Here is a 17,983-nt window from a genome sequence, read left to right on the forward strand (position 1 = left end):
GAGCTAGATCATTCGGCCAGGTAGGAGTTGACCTTGATCGAGCCGTCCTTGATGCCGGCGGTGACTTCCTCGATCTCGTCGGGGAGAGTCTCGGACACCTTCGACTCGAAGTTGTGGAACGGCGCCAGGCCGACCCCGTCGTTCTCGAGCGTGCCGACGTAAGGCGTCGCGTCGAACTTGTCCTCACCCGCGGCGAGGATGACGTCCTTGGTGGAGGTCTTCATGTTCTTCAGGATCGAGGTGAGCACGACGTCCTGGGTGTTCGGGTCGGTCTCGTAGAAGTCGGCGTCGACACCGATCAGGGCGACCTCCTTGCCGGAGTCGGCGATCGCGGTGAGCGCACCCTGGTAGATCGGGCCACCGACCGGCAGGATCACGTCGGCGTTCTGGTCGATGATCTGGCGGGCGGTGTTGGTGGCCTTCTCGTTGGCGACGAACTCGCCGGTGAAGGAGCCCTTCTCGCCGCCCTCGTAGCCGACGACCTTGACGTCCTTCTTCTTCGTCTTCGCGTAGTACTCCACGCCCTGCTTGAAGCCGTCCATGAAGATCGTCACGGTCGGGAACGGCTGGCCGCCGTAGGTGCCGACGACGCCGGTCTTGGTGTAGTCGGCGGCGACGTAGCCGGCCAGGAACGCGGCCTGGGCGGTGTCGTAGAGGATCGGCTTGATGTTCTCCGCGTCGGTCTTGCCGTCGAAGTCGGCGTCGGCCGCGTCGTCGATCAGGACGTACTCGGTCTCGGGGTTGGCCTTGGCGGACTCGATGGTCGCGGCCGAGAGCGCGAAGCCGACGGTCACGATGGTGTCGCAGCTCTGTCCGACCAGACCCTCGAGGTTGGCGGCGTAGTCGTTCTCGCTGTTGGACTCGACGTCCTTGTACTTCGAGCCCAGCTCGTCGGCGGCTTCCTTCACACCCTCGAAGCTGAGCTGGTTGAACGACTTGTCGTCGAACCCGCCCGAGTCGGAGACGATGCAGGGAAGGTAGTCGCTGTTGCCTTCCCCAGCGCGCTCGGCCGGCGCCTCGCCGCACGCGGCGAGGGCGGCAGCGGACAGGACCGCGGCGACGCCGCCGGCGGCCGCCTTCTTGATGTTGTTCTTCACTGGTGCCTCCAGGTCGTTGCCCCGCGGACCGCGGTGCAAAGGACATTCATGTCCGAACGTTCTCCCCAAAGACCGAGCATTGCCAGGGATTACGCGAACGGTTACCAACTTTTGATCTGGGCGAAGCCTAAGCCTCGTAGCTTGTGCTCGGTTGTCCGGACAGGCTTTAAGGTCGAACCATGACCGAGAAGCAGACGTACGCCGCAGAGGGCTTTGACTGGGAAGGACTGCGTGCGCAGGCCGTCGAGGCCGCAAAACATGCGTACGCGCCCTACTCCGACTTTCGCGTGGGAGTCGCCGGATACGCCGACGACGGGCGCCTCCTGCAGGGGTGCAACGTGGAGAACGCGGCCTACGGGGTGACCCTGTGCGCCGAGTGCGGCCTGGTCTCCTCGCTGCACATGACCGGCGGCGGCCGCCTCACCCATGTGGTCTGCGTCAACGGCTCCGGCGAGGTCATCATGCCCTGCGGCCGCTGCCGTCAGCTGCTCTGGGAGAACGGCGGCGCGGAGCTGCTGCTGATGACCGTCTCGGGTGTGAGGACGATGGCCGAGGTCCTTCCGGACGCCTTCGGTCCGGAGGCTCTGGCCTGATGCCTAGGGTGGTACCCATGTCACAGCATGATGCGGTCGAGGTGATCCTCGCCAAGCGCGACGGCGGCGAGCTGAGCGACTCGCAGATCGACTGGATGATCGCGGCCTACACCCGGGGGGTGGTGGCCGAGGAGCAGATGTCGGCGCTCAACATGGCGATCCTGCTCAACGGGATGTCGCGGCGCGAGATCGCGCGGTGGACGGCGGCGATGATCGCCTCGGGGGAGCGGATGTCGTTCGACTCGCTGGACCGGCCGACCGCCGACAAGCACTCCACCGGGGGCGTGGGCGACAAGATCACGCTGCCGCTGGCGCCGCTGGTCGCCGCGTGCGGCGTCGCCGTGCCGCAGCTGTCCGGACGCGGGCTCGGCCACACCGGCGGCACCCTCGACAAGCTCGAGTCGATCCCCGGGTGGCGGGCGTCGCTGTCCAACGAGGAGATGCTGGCCCAGCTCGGCTCGGTCGGCGCGGTGATCTGCGCGGCCGGCGAGGGACTGGCCCCGGCCGACCGCAAGCTCTACGCGCTGCGCGACGTCACCGGCACCGTCGAGTCGATCCCGCTGATCGCCTCCTCGATCATGTCCAAGAAGATCGCCGAGGGCACCGGGGCGCTGGTGCTCGACGTCAAGGTCGGCGCCGGGGCGTTCATGAAGTCCTTGGAGTCGGCGCAGGAGCTGGCGCGCACCATGGTCGACCTCGGCACCGACGCGGGCGTCAACACCGTCGCGCTCGTGACCGACATGGCCACCCCGCTCGGTCTGACCGCCGGCAACGCGATCGAGGTCGCCGAGTCCGTCGAGGTCCTCGCCGGCGGTGGCCCCGCCGACGTCGTCGAGCTCACCGTCGCGCTGGCCCGGGAGATGCTGGCCGCAGCCGGGATGTCCGGCCCCGACCCGGCCGACGTGCTCGCCTCCGGCAAGGCGATGGACGTCTGGCGCGCGATGATCTCTGCCCAGGGTGGCGACCCGTCGGCGCCGCTGCCGGTCGCTCGTGAGACCCACGTCGTCACCGCGCCGACATCCGGCGTCCTCACCCGGCTCGACGCGATGGCCGTCGGCCTCGCCGCCTGGCGCCTCGGCGCCGGGCGCGAGCGGAAGGAGGACGCCGTCCAGGCGGGCGCCGGGGTGACCTGGCACGCCCGCCCGGGCGAGGAGGTCGCTGCCGGTGCGCCGCTGTTCACGCTCCACACCGACACGCCCGAGCGCTTCGACCGCGCCCTGGCCGCGCTGGAGGGTGGCTACCAGATCGGGGACGGGGCTGCGTACGCGGCGACGCCGCTGATCCTCGACCGGATCGGCTGACGCCTCCCGCTGGTCGAGCGGAGGGCGGGGGATAACCAGTCGCCCCAGGGGACGGCCGGAGGCCAGACTTCGGTCATGGAGATCATCAAGCCACCCAAGGCCGCTGCGGGCGACAAGGTCGCCGTGCTGTCACCCTCGTTCGCCGCGCCCGGGGTGGCGCCGGCGATCCACGAGCAGGCGCTGTCGCGGCTGGCCGAGGTGACCGGACTGGTGCCGGTGGAGTACCCGACGACCCGGAAGGTCGGGGCGTCGGCGCAGGAGCGGGCGGCGGACGTGAACGCCGCGTTCGCCGACCCGGAGATCCGGGCGGTGCTGGCGACCATCGGGGGTGAGGACCAGATCACCGTGATCGGGCACCTGGACGCCGACCTCGTGCGGGCCGACCCGAAGCCGTTCCTCGGCTACAGCGACAACACCAACCTGCTCAACTGGCTGTGGACCAACGGTGTCGCCGCGTTCCACGGCGGCTCGACCCAGGTCCACCTCGGACCCGGGCCGGGGCTCGACCCGATCCACGAGGCCTCGCTCAAGGCTGCGCTCCTCACCGGCGAAACCCTCGAGATCACCGAGCCGGGAGAGTCCGAGGACATGGGCCGCGACTGGAACGACCCACGCGCGCTGACCGAGTACGGCGAGCGGGAGACGACCGAGCCGTGGACCTGGGCCGGGCCGGCCCGTGAGGTGACCGGGCGCACCTGGGGTGGCTGCATCGAGATCCTCCAGTGGGCGCTCGCCGCCGGACGCTTCCCAGCCGACCCGGGAGTGCTCGAGGGCGGCGTACTCCTGCTGGAGACCTCCGAGGAGCTCATCCCGGCTCAGGAGTTCGCCTGGATCACGCGCTCGCTGGGCGAGCGCGGACTGCTCGAGGCGATCGACGCGGTCGTCGTCGCGCGCCCGCCGACCTCAGACTTTGGGCGGAAGCCCAGCGCCGAGGAGCGCGCGGCCAAGCGTGCCGAGCAGCGCGACGCGGCGATCGAGACCGTCGCTCGCTACAACTCCGACGCGGTGGTCGTCGTCGGTCCGCCGTTCGGGCACACCCGACCGCAGTGGATCGTGCCCTACGGCGGCGAGATGACCGTCGACGGCACGACCCAGCGGCTGTGGGCCGACTACTCCTGAGCGGGCTCAGGAGTCCAGCAGGAGCACGACCGACTCCGCGACGCAGGCGGGCTTGGCCGAGCCCTCGATCTCGATCGTCGTCTTCACGACGAGCTGCAGCCCGGTCGGAAGCTCGGTGACCTCGCCGAAGCTGATGACCGGGCGGATGCGGGACCCGACCAGCACCGGGGTGGGGAACCGGACCTTGTTGAGGCCGTAGTTGAGCTTCGCCCCCGGGGTCTCCAGCGAGTAGACACTCACCCCGAGGTAGGGGATCAGCGACAGCGTCAGGTAGCCGTGGGCGATGGTGCCCCCGAACGGGCCTGCCTTCGCCCGCTCCTCGTCGACGTGGATCCACTGGTGGTCGCCGGTGGCGTCAGCGAAGGCGTTGACGCGGTCCTGGTCGACCTGGAGCCATTCGCCGGTGCCGATCTCGGTGCCTGCGGCGTCGGAGACTTCTTCGAGAGTGGTGAATGTGCGCACCCCCGGAATCTAGCGGCATACGGAATAATGAGCCCATGGAACCGTCCGACATGCAGATCAAGGCAGCGCCGAAGGTGCTGCTCCACGACCACCTCGACGGTGGCGTACGTCCCTCGACCCTCGTCGAGCTCGCCGCCCAGGTCGGTCACCGGCTGCCGGAGGGGACCCAGGACGATCCGGTCGCGCTGGAGGAATGGTTCGTGAGCAGCGCGGACTCGGGGTCGCTGGAGCGCTACCTCGACACCTTCGCGCACACGCTGGCGGTCATGCAGACGCTGCCCGCGCTGACCCGGGTTGCTCGCGAGTGCGTCGAGGACCTGGCCGCGGACGGCGTCGTCTACGCCGAGGTCCGCTGGGCGCCGGAGCTCCATCTGGCCAACGGCCGTGAGCTGGACGAGGTGGTCGCGGCCGTCCAGACTGGGTTCGACGAAGGCACGGCGGCCGTCGCGGCGAGCGGCCGGAAGATCGTCGTACGCCAGCTGCTCACCGCCATGCGGCAGGCCGCCCGTGCCGCCGAGATCGCCGAGCTCGCGGTGGCCTGGCGCGACCGCGGGGTGGCCGGGTTCGACATCGCCGGGCCGGAGAAGGGCTTCCCGCCGAGCCGGTTCCTGGCGGCGTTCGAGCAGCTGGCCGCGGACAACATGCGTTTCACCATCCACGCCGGCGAAGGCTTCGGGCTGCCGTCGATCTGGGAGGCGGTGCACCCCTGCGGCTGCGACCGGCTCGGTCACGGCGTACGGATCGTCGACGACATCACCCTCGAGGAGGGCGAGGCGCCGCGGCTCGGCAGGCTCGCTGCGTACGTCCGGGACCGGCGGATCCCGCTCGAGCTCTGTCCGCGCTCCAACGTGCAGACCGGGGCGGCGAAGTCGATCGCCGAGCACCCGATCGGGCTGCTCTACGACCTCGGGTTCCGGGTGACCGTCAACACCGACAACCGGCTGATGTCACGCACCTCGATGTCGGCGGAGATGGCCGGCATCGTGGAGGCCTTCGGCTGGGGGCTGCCCGAGCTCCAGCGGCTGACGACCAACGCGATGAAGTCCGCGTTCCTGCCCTACGACGAGCGGGTCGACCTGATCCACGAGATCAAGGACGCGTACGCGGCCCTGTGAGTCGTTCGACGGCGATGTAGCCGTGCTTCGGGTAGACCGCGGTGCAGCCCTTGGCGACCGCGTCCGCGACGACCTGCGGCTGCGCGCGCATGAGCGCCAGGCCCCGCTTGACCAGCACGAACGGTGGTTTGCGGCGCTCGCGCAGATCGCGGGTGAGCCGGCGCCAGAAGGTCACCGTCGGTGAGTGGGTGACGCAGTAGGCGGCGGCCAGCAGTCCCGCCTCGCGGCACCCGGCCACGATGTCCTGGGCGAAGATCCCCTCGGCGACGAAGAACGGCTCGTCGCCGAGGGTCAGCGACTGCCAGCCGGTGCGGCCGTCGTGGGCGATGTCGTAGACGGGTACGTCGGCGGTGCCCGTCTCGCACAGCGCCGTGATCGCCTTCATGGCGTCGTCGGGGTGCCAGGAGTCGGGGTGGTCCCAGTCGACCAGGCCGGCGTTCGGACCCTCGGTGATCCGGGGGAGCGAGGGGTCGGAGCCGTCCTTGTAGAAGTCGTCCAGCCGCAGGACCGGCAGCCCCAGCCGCTCGGCGAGACGGGACTTCCCGGCCCCCGAGGGACCGGCGAGGACGATGACCTGAGCATGCACGGGAGTTGATTATCCCGTGAAAGAAACTTTTCTTTCAGTCGGCGGCGTCAGTAGCCCGCCGCGGGCGCCGCGCCGGAGAGCAGAGCCCGCGATCCGGACACGCCCAGCCGGGTGGCGCCGGCGGCGATCATGGCCTCGGCCTGCTCCAGGGTGCGGACGCCGCCGGACGCCTTGACGCCCAGGTCGGGGCCCACGGTCTTGCGCATGAGCGCGACCGCCTCGACCGACGCGCCACCGGCCGGGTGGAAGCCGGTGGAGGTCTTCACGAAGTCCGCACCGGCCCGGACGGCGGCCTGACAGACACCCACGATCTCGTCGTCCGCCAGCGCGGCGGACTCGATGATCACCTTCAGCACCGTCGGGGCCGGGGCCGCGGCACGCACGGCGGAGATGTCGGCCTCCACGTCGGCGTAGCGCTTCTCCTTCGCGGCACCGATGTCGATCACCATGTCGACCTCGTCGGCGCCCGCCTCGACCGCGGCCGCGGCCTCGGCGGCCTTGACCGAGGAGAGGTGCTTGCCGCTCGGGAAGCCGCACACGACGGCGACCTTCAGGTCGTCGGGCACCGTGACCGGGAGCATCGACGGCGAGACGCACACCGAGTAGGTGCCGAGCTCGGCGGCCTCCGCGATCAGCGCCTCGACGTCGGCATGGGTCGCCTCGGGCTTGAGCAGGGTGTGGTCGATCATCTTCGCGATGTCTGCGGGGGTAGGCACGTGGTCAGCATACGAGGGCTAAGGTTTGCGCCGTGAATGACGATCAGCCCGAGGAGTGGTTCCGGAACTCCAGCAGCTCTGCCTGGGGTTTCCTCTCGGTAGGGGCCGCGGTCGCGGTCATCGTGATCGATGCCGCCACCGGCTGGCACCCCGAGACGACGGCCGGCGGCGTGCTCTTCGCGCTGGTGGCGTACGCCGCGTTCATCCGCACCAGGGTCGGGGTCAGCGAGGGAGACTTCGTGCTCCACCACCTCTTCTCCACGGTGCGCTTCCCGATGGCCGCGTTGGAGAGCGTCTCGGTCGGCCGCACCCTCGGCGCCTACGCGGGCGGCCGCACCTTCGTCAGCGGCGCCGTCGGGCGTCCGATGCGGGAGGCGGTCAAGGGAGCCAAGCGTGACCATCAGCCGCTGAGCAACCACGCCGACTTCATCGAGGACCGGCTCAACGCGCTGGCCCAGGACGCCCGCGACCGGCGCCGGATCAAGCGCGACTCCGACGAGCAGTTCGCCCTCGCCGAGGACGTACGCCGTAGCTGGGACTGGCCGCTGATCGCGGTCACCGTCACGGTGGCCGTCGTCTTCGTGGTCCTGCTGGTGCTCTAGCTCCCCGACTCGGCAGGGAGCTAGACGCCGAGGGCGGCGCGGATGTCGACCTTGAGCGCACCGAGCGCGATCTCGGCGTCGCCACGGGCATCGGCGAGCGCGGACGCGTCGGCGACCGGCTGCACCACCTCGAGGTAGCACTTGATCTTGGGCTCGGTGCCGCTGGGCCGCACGATCACCCGTGAACCGCCGGCCAGCCGGTAGCGGATCCCGTCGGTCGGCGGCAGCCCGCCGATGCCGGTGGTCAGGTCGTCGAGCTGCTGCACGGCGGCCCCGGCCAGCGCGGTCACCGGCCGGTCGCGGAGCCGCTGCATCGCGCCGGCGATCTGGGCCGGGTCCTCGAGCCGGACGGAGAGCTGGGCGGTGGCGTGCAGGCCGTGCTGGACGGCGAGCTCGTCGAGCAGGTCGGCCAGGTCGCGGCCCTCCGCCTTCAGCGACGCCGCCAGCTCGCACAGGAGCAGCAGCGCGGAGATGCCGTCCTTGTCGCGTACGTGCTCGGGGTCGACGCAGTAGCCCAGCGCCTCCTCGTAGCCGAAGGCGAGCCCGGGCGCGCGCGAGATCCACTTGAAGCCGGTGAGCGTCTCGGCGTAGGCCTGTCCGGCGGCCGCGGCGATCTTGCTGAGCAGCGAGGAGGAGACGATCGAGGCGGCGTACGTCCCGGTCACGCCCTTGCGGATCAGGTGGGTCGCCAGCAGCGCGCCGACCTCGTCACCGGTGAGCATCCGCCACTTCTTGCCGACCGGGATGGCGGCGGCGCAGCGGTCGGCGTCGGGGTCGTTGGCGATGACCAGGTCGGCGCCCTTCTTGCTGGCGAGGGCCATCGCCCGGTCCATCGCCCCGGGCTCCTCGGGGTTCGGGAAGGCGACGGTCGGGAAGTCGGGGTCCGGGCGCTCCTGCTCCTTGACCACGAGCGGCTCGGGGAAGCCGGCGAACTTCATCGCCAGCTGCACCAGGTCACCGCCGACGCCGTGCAGCGGCGTGTAGACCGTCCTGAGGTCGCGGGGGCCGCCTTCGGCGAGGAGTCCGACGACCGTGTCGAGGTAGCTGTCGACCAGGTCCTCGCTGATGGTGTGGCCGGCCGGTCCCCGCGGGACCGAGCTCACCTTGTCGACCGCCGCGATCCGCTTCGCGATCTCGACGTCGGCCGGCGGCACGATCTGCGAGCCGTCGCCGAGGTAGACCTTGTAGCCGTTGTCCTGGGGTGGGTTGTGGCTGGCCGTCACCATCACGCCGGCGCTCGCGCCGAGCGCCTTGACGGCGTACGCCAGCACCGGCGTCGGCAGCGAGCGCGGCATCACGAGCGCGGGCAGGCCGGCTCCGGTCATCACCTCGGCGGTGTCCTGGGCGAAGACGTCGGAGTTGTGCCGGGCGTCGTAGCCGATCACCACCGGCCCCTGTGCGCCGGTCGCGAGCAGGTAGCGGGCCAGCCCCGCGGCGGCCTTGATCACGACCACCCGGTTCATCCGGTTGGGGCCGGCGCCGAGCGCGCCCCGCAGCCCGGCGGTGCCGAACTGCAGCATGCCCGAGAACCTGTCGGCCAGGTCGGCCGCGGCCCCCGGGGCGGTGGAGGTCAGGAGGCTCTCGAGCTCTGCTCGGGTCTGTGCGTCCGGGTCGTCGGCAAGCCATTCCCGGGCCTGGACGACGAGCGCGGATTGATCTGTGGGGACCATGGATCCGACCCTAGGTCATCGGGTGCCCGGAGGCTCAGATCTTGGGCAACAGGTCGCCGAGGAGTGCGCCCATCCGGGTCGCGGCGTTGCGGCCGGCCTCGAGGACCTCGGCGTGGTCGAGCGGCTGGTCGGAGATGCCGGCGGCCAGGTTGGTGACCAGCGAGATCCCGAGGACCTCCATCTTGGCCTCGCGGGCCGCGATCGCCTCGAGGGTGGTCGACATGCCGACCAGGTCGCCGCCGATGATCCCGGCCATCTTCACCTCGGCGGGGGTCTCGTAGTGGGGCCCGGGGAACTGGACGTACACGCCCTCGTCGAGCGAAGCGTCCACCTCCTTGGCCAGGCCCCGAAGACGTGCCGAGTAGAGGTCGGTGAGGTCGACGAAGTTGGCGCCGACCAGCGGAGACGTCGCGGTCAGGTTGATGTGGTCGCGGATCAGGACGGGGGTGCCCGGCGACCAGGACGGGTTGAGCCCGCCGCAGCCGTTGGTGAGCACCATCGTGGAGCAGCCGGCGGCCGCGGCGGTGCGCACCGGGTGCACGACCGCGTCCACGCCCTTGCCCTCGTAGTAGTGGGTGCGGCTCAGGAAGACCAGCAGGTTGCGGCCGCTCGCCGACCGGATCGAGCGGATCTTGCCGCTGTGCCCGGCCACCGCGGCGGCGCTGAAGCCGGGCAGGTCGGTGGTGGCGATCTCGGTGTAGTCCTCGCCGAGCGCGTCGGCAGCGGGCAGCCAGCCCGAGCCCAGCACGAGCGCGATGTCGTGCTTCTCGATGCCGGTCTTCTCCGCGAGCGCGGCGGCGGCTTCCTTGGCGAGTTCGTAAGGCGTGGTCACTCGCCGAGTTTAGACCGGCTCAGTCGTTGGACCGGCACGGCCGCGTACGCAGGGAGTGCACGTAGTCGTCCGGCGCCCCGGCCGCCTCGGCGGCATCGGCCAGCGCGCCCAGGTGGCGGGCGTCCGGGATGCCGCCCTCGTACGTGTCCAGCACGTAGGTCTCGCAGAGCAGCTCCCCGGTGAGCGCGGCGATCCGCACCTTGGTCTTGAAGTAGAGGCCGATGTCGGCCAGCTCCCACTTCTCCAGGGCCTCCATGTCCTGGTCGACGACGTCGTAGACCGCGACGAAGACCTGCTCGAACGGGTCCGGGACGATCGTGGTCGTCGGGCCGTCGCCGAGCACGTTGTCCTCGCCCCCGAAGGTGAGCCGCCACCCGTCCAGCCAGCCGGTCGTACGCAACGGCGAATGCGGACACCGCTCGCTCATCAGCGCGGGGTCGAGATTGACGCCATAGGCCGCGTAGAGAGTCACAGGTCACCAGGTTACCGCCCAGTCCTCACCCGCTTGGGATCTATCTGGTATTGCCGGTCTACCCTTGATGCGTGACCCACTTTGATGTTCTCGTCCTCGGCGCTGGCCCCGGTGGCTACGTCGCCGCCATCCGTGCCGCTCAGCTCGGCAAGTCCGTCGCCGTCGTCGAAGACAAGTACTGGGGCGGTGTCTGCCTCAACGTCGGGTGCATCCCGTCCAAGGCCCTGCTGAAGAACGCGGAGCTGGCCCACACCCTCAACGACCCGAAGGAGAAGCAGAAGTTCGGGATCGTCGGTGACGCCCACCTCGAGTTCTCCACGACCCACGCGCGCTCCCGCCAGGTGAGCGCCGGGATCGTCAAGGGCGTCCACTTCCTGATGAAGAAGAACAAGATCACCGAGATCGACGGCTGGGGCACGCTGACCGGTCCGAAGGCCATCTCGGTGAAGTCGCACGACGGGGCGTCGACGGACTACACCTTCGACAACCTGATCATCGCGACCGGCGCCACGGTCCGCAGCGTCCCGGGCGTCGTGCCGAACGGCCAGAACATCGTCACCTACGAGGAGCAGATCCTCGACGCCGACCTGCCGAAGTCCATCGTGATCGGTGGCTCCGGCGCGATCGGTGTGGAGTTCGCGTACGTCCTGAAGAACTTCGGCGTCGACGTCACCATCGTCGAGTTCCTCGACCGGATGGTGCCGACCGAGGACGCCGACGTGTCCAAGGAGCTGGCCAAGCACTACAAGAAGCTGGGCGTCAAGGTCCTCACCTCGACCGCCGTCAAGGGCGTCGAGGACACCGGCTCGGGCGTCAAGGTGACCGTCGCGCCGGCCGCCGGTGGCGAGGAGACCGTCATCGAGGCCGACAAGTTCCTGGCCGCCTTCGGCTTCGCGCCGCGGGTGGAGGGCTACGGCCTGGAGAACGTCGGCATCGAGCTCACCGACCGCAAGGCCATCGCGATCGACGGCCGCGGCCGCACCAACGTCGAGAACGTGTACGCCATCGGCGACTGCACCGGGAAGTTCATGCTCGCCCACGTGGCCGAGGCCATGGGCATCGTCGCCGCCGAGACCATCGCCGGCGCCGAGACCATGGAGATCAACTTCGACATGGTCCCGCGGGCGACCTACTGCCAGCCGCAGATCGGCTCCTTCGGCTACACCGAGGCGCAGGCCAAGGAGAAGGGCTACGACGTCAAGACCGCGTCCTTCCCGTTCTCGGCCAACGGCAAGGCCCAGGGCCTCGGCGACGCGGTCGGCTTCGTGAAGATCGTCGCCGACGCCGAGCACAACGAGCTCCTCGGCGCCCACCTGATCGGCCCCGACGTCACCGAGCAGCTCCCGGCGCTGACCCTCGCGCAGCAGTGGGACCTCACCGCCGACGAGATCGGGCGCAACATCTTCGCCCACCCGACCCTCTCGGAGGCCGTCAAGGAGGCCATCCACGGCATCGCGGGTCACATGATCAACCTCTGATCCGACGTACGAGGCCCGGATCCGCGACCGCGGGTCCGGGCCTCGTCGCGTCCAGGCGTCACCTGCTGGCGCTGAGCACCTCGTCGATGGAGGTCTCGCGCCAGACGCGGAGCTCCTCGTGGAAGGCGACGGCGGAGCCGGGATAGCCGGTGGGGACGTCGGAACGGCCCCTGCCCTCGGCGTTGTAGTAGCCCGGGGTGCACTCGGCGTGGAACCAGGCGTGCTTCGGGGCGCCCCGGGCGATCCGGTGGGCCCAGGCGTCCTCGGCCTCTCGGGACGGTTCGATGACGGCGCCGCGGGTCTCGGCGGCGGCGACGAGAGCCGCGGCGTGGATCGCCTGCTCGTCGAGGATGTGGCTGAAGTTCACGCTGCTGGCGTTGTGCAGCGAGCCCATCTTGAGCAGGTTGGGGAAGCCGCTGGAGGTGAAGCCATGGAGCGACCGTGGGCCCTCCTGCGCCCAGGCCTGCAGGAGCGGGACCCCGTCGCGACCGATCACCGGCAGCCGGCCGGAGGTGATCCCGGAGACGCCGACGGAGAAGCCGGTCGCGAAGACCAGCGCGTCGATCTCGTACTCGACGCCCTGGACGACCACACCGCGCTCGGTCATCCGCTCGATGCCGTGGGAGTCGGCGGTGTCGACGAGGGTGACGTTGTCGCGGTTGAACGCGGGCAGATAGCGGTCGGAGAAGGTCGGCCGCTTGCAGGCGTAGCGGTACCAGGGCTGGAGCGCCGCCGCGGTCGCCGGGTCCTCCACGATCTCGGTGACCCGCGTCCGGATCCGCTCCATGGTGGTGTGGTCGAGGGCCTCGTACGCCGCCTCGAACCGCTCGACGTCGCCGTCGATGTGGTCACGCCGGAAGCTCGGCAGCAGCTTCTCGAGCAGCGCCGCCGACTCGGTCCAGGCGTCGTCGACGAGATCCACGTCGATGCCCGCGACCGCCTCGCCGGAGACGATCCGCAGGAAGTTCTGGCGGCGCTCGGTGGCCCAGCCGGGACGGTCCGCGCCGACGTCGGCGGCGGTGATCGGGCGCTGGCCGCGTACGCCGACGGTGGAGGGGGTGCGCTGGAAGACGTAGAGGTGTGCAGCGTCCTCGGCCAGCATGGGCACGGCCTGGATGCCGGTGGCACCGGTGCCGACGATGCCGACCCTCTTGCCCGCGAGGCCGCTCATGCCGCCCTCGGGGGTGCCGCCGGTGTAGCCGTAGTCCCAGCGTGAGGTGTGGAAGGTGTGGCCCGTGAACGACTCGATCCCGGGGATGCCGGGCAGCTTCGGCTCGGTCAGGGTGCCGGTCGCGGTGATGACGTACGTCGCCCGGAACTCGTCGCCGCGGTCGGTGGTCACCCGCCAGTGCTGGTCGGCATCATCCCAGGTCAGCGACGTCACCGTGGTCGAGAAGAGGGCGTTCTCGTAGAGGTCGAACTTCTCGGCGATGCGCACGGCGTGCTGGCGGATCTCCTCGCCCGGGGCGTACTTCCAGCGCGGGAGGTAGCCGGTCTCCTCGAGCAGCGGCAGGTAGACGGTCGCGTCGATGTCGCAGTGGATGCCGGGGTAGCGGTTCCAGTACCAGGTGCCGCCGAAGTCGCCGCCCTTCTCGACCACGCGCACCGACCCGATGCCCTGCTGGCGCAGGCGCGCGCCGGCGAGGAGGCCGCCGAAGCCGCCGCCGACGACCGCGACGTCGACGAGATCGTGGACCGGGTCACGCTCGGTGCCCTCGGCGTAGGGGTCCTCGGCGAAGTAGCCGAACTCGGCGTCGGTGGGCTGATACTGCGCCGATCCGTCGGGGCGCACCCGGCGCTCGCGTTCGGCGGTGTAGCGCTCCCTGATCTCGACGGCGCGCTCTGGGGTGACCGGGTTCTCGCAGCGCGGCAGGGTCATCGCGCGGCTCCTCTCTTGGGGGACGGGTGCCCGGTGCGCCGACGAGGATCGCGAAGTGCCCCGAGCGGCATTCGCGGTTACGATAGCCGAAACGGACAAGCATGTCCGTTTCGCTCCGACGAAAGGCCGTCGCCATGTCGACCCTCACCCCGTCCTCATCCGTACGCAGCTTCCTGGCCCATCCGGTCGCCGGAAGGGTCCTGCGCGGCATCATCGCGGCCGGCGGCGGCACCGAGGAGGCGCTCGCGCCGGCGCTCGGGCTGCCGCTGGACAAGCTCGTCGAGATGTCCGGCGGCAGGTTCCCCGCCGAGGTCGTGGGGCTGCTGGTCGGTGTCGCGGAGACCGGTGTGATCCCCGAGGGAGTGCCGACGGCCGAGGCCGCTCCGGCCGCCGCCGCTGCGGGGTCGGCCGTCGACCTGGGCGTCGAGATCGGCTCGCCCCAGCCCTGGGCCGAGGTGCTCACCGGCGGCCGGTTCGCCGGCCAGAGCGTGGTGGTCACCGGCGCCGCGGGCGGGATCGGGAAGGCGGTCGCGGCCCGCATCGTCGGCGAGGGTGGCCGGGTGATCGGCATCGACGTCTCGGCCGAGAAGCTGACCGCGACCGCGACCGAGCTGGGCGAGCGGTTCCATGCGCTGGCCGCCGACATCACCGCCCCGGAGACCGCGACCGCCGTCCTGGCCGCGGCGGGGGAGCGGATCGACGCGCTGGCCAACGTGGCCGGCGTCATGGACGACGATGCCGCCCCGCACGAGATCGACGACATGATCTGGGCGCGTTGCCTGTCGGTCAACGTCGACGGCCCGATGCGGCTGATGCGTGCGGTGCTGCCCGGGATGCTCGCCGCGGGCGAGGGTCGGATCGTGAACGTCGTCTCCGAGGCCGGTCTCCGTGGCTCGGCGGCCGGTGCTGCGTACACGACCTCGAAGCACGCCCTGGTCGGCCTCACGAAGTCGGCCGCGTTCCAGTACGCCGGGACCGGCGTGCGCATCAACGCGCTCGCCCCCGGCGCGGTCGCGACCGGGATCCACGTGCCCGAGGGTGCGCCCTACGGGTCGTCCCGGACGGCCGGGATGCGCGTCGCGATCCCGGGGATCGCCACCGCCGAGGAGCTCGCCGCCTCGATCACCTTCCTGCTCTCGCGAGACTCGGTGAACATCAACGGGGCCGTGGTCGCCTCCGACGGCGGCTGGTCGGCGGCCTGATGGCTAGACGCCCGGCGTGACCGGGCCGATCTCGATCCCGAGCAGGACCCATGCCCGGCGGGCGGTGGCCTCGCGGGCCTCCGGGGTCGGCCCGTGCACCGCGCCGGAGACCATCGCGACGGCGAGCATGACGTCGTCGGTGCCGAAGGTCTGCTTCGGAAGCCGGTCGACGGCGGTGCGTACGCGATCGGCCAGGAAGCGGGCGCTCTCCTCGCCGCCGAGCCGGATGATGCCGACGAAGGCGGTCGAGTGGATCATCTGCCAGGTGAGGACGCCGAGCACGTCGGCCAGCGTCGCATCGGGGCGGGCCGCGACCTGCTCGATGTCGCCCACGTTCTCCTCCAGCACCGCGGTGGCCAGGGTGAGGCGGTCGGGGAAGTGCCGGTAGAGGGTGCCCTGGCCGACGCCGGCGCGCTTGGCGACGGCCGACATCGGGGCGTCGAGACCCTGCTCGGCGAGCACCTCGCGCGCCGCGGTGACCAGGAGGTCACGGTTGCGGACCGCGTCGCTGCGGGTCGGGTTGGCGGGGCTCGTCATCCCAGCAGAGTAGTGGCCGGCGGATCTTTTTCGGTCCTCCGTCCAATGCGGACAGTAACTGACCTGAACGACTCCTAACGTTGGAGGTGTCAGAGGGAAACATCACCAAGGAGTCCATGTCATGACCGCATCCGCCGCGAACGCCACCGCCACCTCCTCCCGTGAGCGTGCCGACCTGCTCGAGACCCTGGCCAAGCACCGCGGCTTCCTGCGCTTCGCCGTCCGCAACCTGAGCGACGAGCAGGCGCGGCTGACCCCGACCGCCTCCACGCTCAGCCTCGGCGGCCTGATCAAGCACGTCGCCGCGACCGAGCGGAGCTGGGCCGACTTCATCGTCCGTGGTGCGGTGGCGCAGGAGCTCAGCCCGGAGAGGTACGCCGACTTCGCCGCCGACTTCGTGCTCGCCGAGCACGAGACCCTCGAAGGCGTGCTCAAGGCGTACGAGGACGTGGCCGCCGCCACCGACGAGCTGGTCCGCACCGTCGACCTCGACGCGGACCACGCGCTTCCCGAGGCCCCGTGGTTCGAGTCCGGCGCGCGCTGGTCCAACCGTCGCGCCCTCGCCCACATCCTGGCCGAGACCGCCCAGCACGCCGGCCACGCCGACATCATCCGGGAGACCATCGACGGTCAGAAGACGATGGGCTGACTCTGCCTCTCCGGGCGCGTGGAAGAATGCGGCCCATGGCGCGGGTGACGATCATTGGTGGGGGTCCTGGCGGATACGAGGCGGCGCTGGTCGCGCAGCAGCTCGGGGCGGAGGTCACGGTCGTCGACCGTGACGGCCTCGGCGGCAGCGCGGTGCTCACCGACTGCGTGCCGAGCAAGACCCTGATCGCCACCTCCGAGCTGATGTCGGACATGACGCTCGCCCGCGACCTGGGCATCAACTTCCGAGACCACCACGGTGACCCGGCCACCGAGCTCTACGCCGACCTCGCGCTGGTCAACAAGCGCGTGAAGTCGCTCGCGCTCGCGCAGTCGAGCGACATCGAGAGCCGGCTGACCCGTCGCGGGATCCGGATCGTCAAGGGCACCGGGCGCATCGACGCCGACAAGCGCCAGGTGATCGCGACCCGGGCCCAGGACGGTGGCGAGGAGGCGATCGAGAACGACGCGGTCCTGATCTCCACCGGCGCCCGGCCGCGGGTGCTGCCCACCGCCCAGCCCGACGGCGAGCGGATCCTGACCTGGGAGCAGGTCTACGATCTCGACGAGCTGCCCTCGCACATGATCGTCGTCGGCTCGGGTGTCACGGGCGTCGAGTTCGCCAACGCCTATCTCAACCTCGGCTCGCAGGTCACCCTGGTCTCCTCGCGTGATCGGGTCCTCCCGGGTGAGGACGCGGATGCGGCGACGGTTCTGCAGGACGTACTCGAGCGGCAGGGGATGAACATCCTCAGCAAGTCGCGGATGGAGTCGGTGACCCGCTCCGGCGACGTCGTCACCGTGAAGCTGACCGACGGCCGTGAGGTGGCCGGCAGCCACTGCGTCCTCGCGCTCGGGTCGATCCCCAACACCGAGGGCCTCGGGCTCGAGGAGGCCGGCATCGAGCTCGACGAGGGCGGGTTCATCCGCACCGACAAGGTCTCGCGCACCTCCGCCTACGGCGTGTACGCGGCCGGCGACTGCACCGGCGGCTTCATGCTCGCCTCGACCGCGGCCATGGCCGGCCGGATCGCGATGCGCCACTTCCTCGGTGACGCGGTCATCCCGATGGACCTCAAGGAGGTCGCGGCCAACGTGTTCACCTCGCCGGAGATCGCCACGGTCGGCTACTCGCAGGCCCAGGTCGACTCGGGCGAGGTCGTCGCCGACACCCTGCGCCTCGACCTCAAGGGCAACCCCCGGGCGAAGATGCAGGGCATCTCCGACGGCTTCGTCAAGCTCATCTCCCGCCCCGGCACCGGCGTCGTCATCGGCGGCGTCGTGGTCGGCCCGCGCGCCTCGGAGCTCATCCACCCCATCGCGCTCGCCGTCTCCACCGGGCTGACCGTCGACCAGATCGCCAACACCTTCACCGTCTACCCGTCGATCTCCGGCTCCACCGCCGAGGTCGCCCGCCGTCTCCACCACGTCGAGTAGTCGCCCCCGCCGGCCGAGGCGTCACCTACGTCGGCCGAGAGGGCACTCCGAAAACGGTGTGCGAGCAGCGCCGCGGCTTCGCTAGCGTGCCGCCATGGGTAACTGCTGCATGACGATGATCGTTCGGATCCGCCGCCGCTGACGGCGCGGATCCCACCGAAGCACTCGTCGCATTCGCGCCGCCACCTGGCACCCTGCCGGGCGGCTCTCGAGTGCTACCCGGACGCCGCCCGGCTC

18 protein-coding genes are annotated in these 17,983 nt (G+C 70.5%); 9 read left to right on the forward strand and 9 right to left on the reverse strand.

Annotation, left to right across the window (positions count from 1 at the left end):
• Window positions 1–8: 8 nt before the first annotated feature.
• Window positions 9–1,097, reverse strand: a complete 1,089-nt coding sequence (locus tag ACZ6WN_RS06050) for a BMP family lipoprotein (RefSeq protein WP_465863351.1) — start codon at window positions 1,095–1,097, stop codon at window positions 9–11.
• A 179-nt stretch (window positions 1,098–1,276) separates the two neighbouring features.
• Here ACZ6WN_RS06050 and ACZ6WN_RS06055 point away from each other — a divergent pair, with 179 nt between their 5' ends.
• The 3 genes from ACZ6WN_RS06055 to ACZ6WN_RS06065 all read left to right on the forward strand — a co-directional run bounded on the left by ACZ6WN_RS06055 (window position 1,277) and on the right by ACZ6WN_RS06065 (window position 4,110).
• A complete protein-coding gene (locus ACZ6WN_RS06055) occupies window positions 1,277–1,690 on the forward strand; it encodes a cytidine deaminase (protein WP_465863352.1) in 414 nt (137 codons plus the stop codon).
• 17 nt (window positions 1,691–1,707) lie between these two features.
• The gene (locus ACZ6WN_RS06060) at window positions 1,708–2,991 is read left to right on the forward strand and encodes a thymidine phosphorylase (protein WP_465863354.1); all 1,284 of its coding nucleotides are present in this window, start codon (window positions 1,708–1,710) and stop codon (window positions 2,989–2,991) included.
• Window positions 2,992–3,066: 75 nt separating this feature from the next.
• Window positions 3,067–4,110, forward strand: coding sequence for a S66 family peptidase (locus tag ACZ6WN_RS06065; RefSeq protein WP_465863355.1), 1,044 nt, complete (start codon window positions 3,067–3,069; stop codon window positions 4,108–4,110).
• 6 nt (window positions 4,111–4,116) lie between these two features.
• Here the strand turns inward: ACZ6WN_RS06065 and ACZ6WN_RS06070 are convergent, their stop codons facing one another.
• Window positions 4,117–4,572 (reverse strand): MaoC family dehydratase, encoded by a 456-nt coding sequence (locus ACZ6WN_RS06070; RefSeq protein WP_465863357.1) that lies wholly within the window; start codon window positions 4,570–4,572, stop codon window positions 4,117–4,119.
• 35 nt (window positions 4,573–4,607) lie between these two features.
• On the opposite strand from ACZ6WN_RS06070, the gene ACZ6WN_RS06075 reads away from it, so the two are divergent.
• Window positions 4,608–5,687 (forward strand): adenosine deaminase, encoded by a 1,080-nt coding sequence (locus ACZ6WN_RS06075; RefSeq protein WP_465863358.1) that lies wholly within the window; start codon window positions 4,608–4,610, stop codon window positions 5,685–5,687.
• Here the strand turns inward: ACZ6WN_RS06075 and ACZ6WN_RS06080 are convergent.
• Together ACZ6WN_RS06080 and deoC are read right to left on the reverse strand one after the other, a co-directional pair.
• Window positions 5,662–6,273 (reverse strand): uridine kinase family protein, encoded by a 612-nt coding sequence (locus ACZ6WN_RS06080; protein WP_465863359.1) that lies wholly within the window; start codon window positions 6,271–6,273, stop codon window positions 5,662–5,664. The two genes, ACZ6WN_RS06075 and ACZ6WN_RS06080, sit on opposite strands and share 26 nt — an antisense overlap.
• Window positions 6,274–6,320: 47 nt before the next feature.
• Window positions 6,321–6,962 carry a deoxyribose-phosphate aldolase gene (deoC, locus tag ACZ6WN_RS06085; protein ID WP_465863516.1) on the reverse strand — a complete coding sequence of 214 codons (642 nt, stop codon included), beginning with the start codon at window positions 6,960–6,962 and terminating at the stop codon, window positions 6,321–6,323.
• A 59-nt stretch (window positions 6,963–7,021) separates the two neighbouring features.
• Between deoC and ACZ6WN_RS06090 the strand changes: the two genes are divergently transcribed.
• Window positions 7,022–7,591, forward strand: a complete 570-nt coding sequence (locus ACZ6WN_RS06090; RefSeq protein ID WP_465863360.1) for a hypothetical protein — start codon at window positions 7,022–7,024, stop codon at window positions 7,589–7,591.
• A gap of 20 nt (window positions 7,592–7,611) precedes the next feature.
• Here the strand turns inward: ACZ6WN_RS06090 and ACZ6WN_RS06095 are convergent, their stop codons facing one another.
• Genes ACZ6WN_RS06095 through ACZ6WN_RS06105 form a run of 3 tightly spaced genes read right to left on the reverse strand, consistent with a single transcriptional unit; the run spans window position 7,612 to window position 10,565 of the window.
• A complete protein-coding gene (locus tag ACZ6WN_RS06095; RefSeq protein WP_465863361.1) occupies window positions 7,612–9,261 on the reverse strand; it encodes a phospho-sugar mutase in 1,650 nt (549 codons plus the stop codon).
• Between the two features lie 34 nt (window positions 9,262–9,295).
• Window positions 9,296–10,093 carry a purine-nucleoside phosphorylase gene (locus ACZ6WN_RS06100; RefSeq protein WP_465863363.1) on the reverse strand — a complete coding sequence of 266 codons (798 nt, stop codon included), beginning with the start codon at window positions 10,091–10,093 and terminating at the stop codon, window positions 9,296–9,298.
• Between the two features lie 19 nt (window positions 10,094–10,112).
• A complete protein-coding gene (locus ACZ6WN_RS06105) occupies window positions 10,113–10,565 on the reverse strand; it encodes a gamma-glutamylcyclotransferase family protein (protein ID WP_465863364.1) in 453 nt (150 codons plus the stop codon).
• Window positions 10,566–10,636: 71 nt separating this feature from the next.
• On the opposite strand from ACZ6WN_RS06105, the gene lpdA reads away from it, so the two are divergent.
• A complete protein-coding gene (lpdA, locus tag ACZ6WN_RS06110) occupies window positions 10,637–12,043 on the forward strand; it encodes a dihydrolipoyl dehydrogenase (protein WP_465863366.1) in 1,407 nt (468 codons plus the stop codon).
• A 58-nt stretch (window positions 12,044–12,101) separates the two neighbouring features.
• Here the strand turns inward: lpdA and ACZ6WN_RS06115 are convergent, their stop codons facing one another.
• A complete protein-coding gene (locus ACZ6WN_RS06115) occupies window positions 12,102–13,922 on the reverse strand; it encodes a flavin-containing monooxygenase (protein WP_465863367.1) in 1,821 nt (606 codons plus the stop codon).
• A gap of 134 nt (window positions 13,923–14,056) precedes the next feature.
• Between ACZ6WN_RS06115 and ACZ6WN_RS06120 the strand changes: the two genes are divergently transcribed.
• Window positions 14,057–15,124, forward strand: a complete 1,068-nt coding sequence (locus ACZ6WN_RS06120) for an SDR family NAD(P)-dependent oxidoreductase (protein ID WP_465863369.1) — start codon at window positions 14,057–14,059, stop codon at window positions 15,122–15,124.
• 3 nt (window positions 15,125–15,127) lie between these two features.
• Here the strand turns inward: ACZ6WN_RS06120 and ACZ6WN_RS06125 are convergent, their stop codons facing one another.
• The gene (locus ACZ6WN_RS06125; protein ID WP_465863370.1) at window positions 15,128–15,661 is read right to left on the reverse strand and encodes a TetR/AcrR family transcriptional regulator; all 534 of its coding nucleotides are present in this window, start codon (window positions 15,659–15,661) and stop codon (window positions 15,128–15,130) included.
• 121 nt (window positions 15,662–15,782) lie between these two features.
• On the opposite strand from ACZ6WN_RS06125, the gene ACZ6WN_RS06130 reads away from it, so the two are divergent.
• Together ACZ6WN_RS06130 and ACZ6WN_RS06135 are read left to right on the forward strand one after the other, a co-directional pair.
• Window positions 15,783–16,310 (forward strand): DinB family protein, encoded by a 528-nt coding sequence (locus ACZ6WN_RS06130; RefSeq protein ID WP_465863371.1) that lies wholly within the window; start codon window positions 15,783–15,785, stop codon window positions 16,308–16,310.
• Between the two features lie 35 nt (window positions 16,311–16,345).
• A complete protein-coding gene (locus ACZ6WN_RS06135) occupies window positions 16,346–17,746 on the forward strand; it encodes an NAD(P)H-quinone dehydrogenase (protein ID WP_465863372.1) in 1,401 nt (466 codons plus the stop codon).
• The last annotated feature ends 237 nt before the right edge of the window (window positions 17,747–17,983 follow it).

Source organism: Nocardioides sp. NPDC054178, from assembly GCF_055585005.1.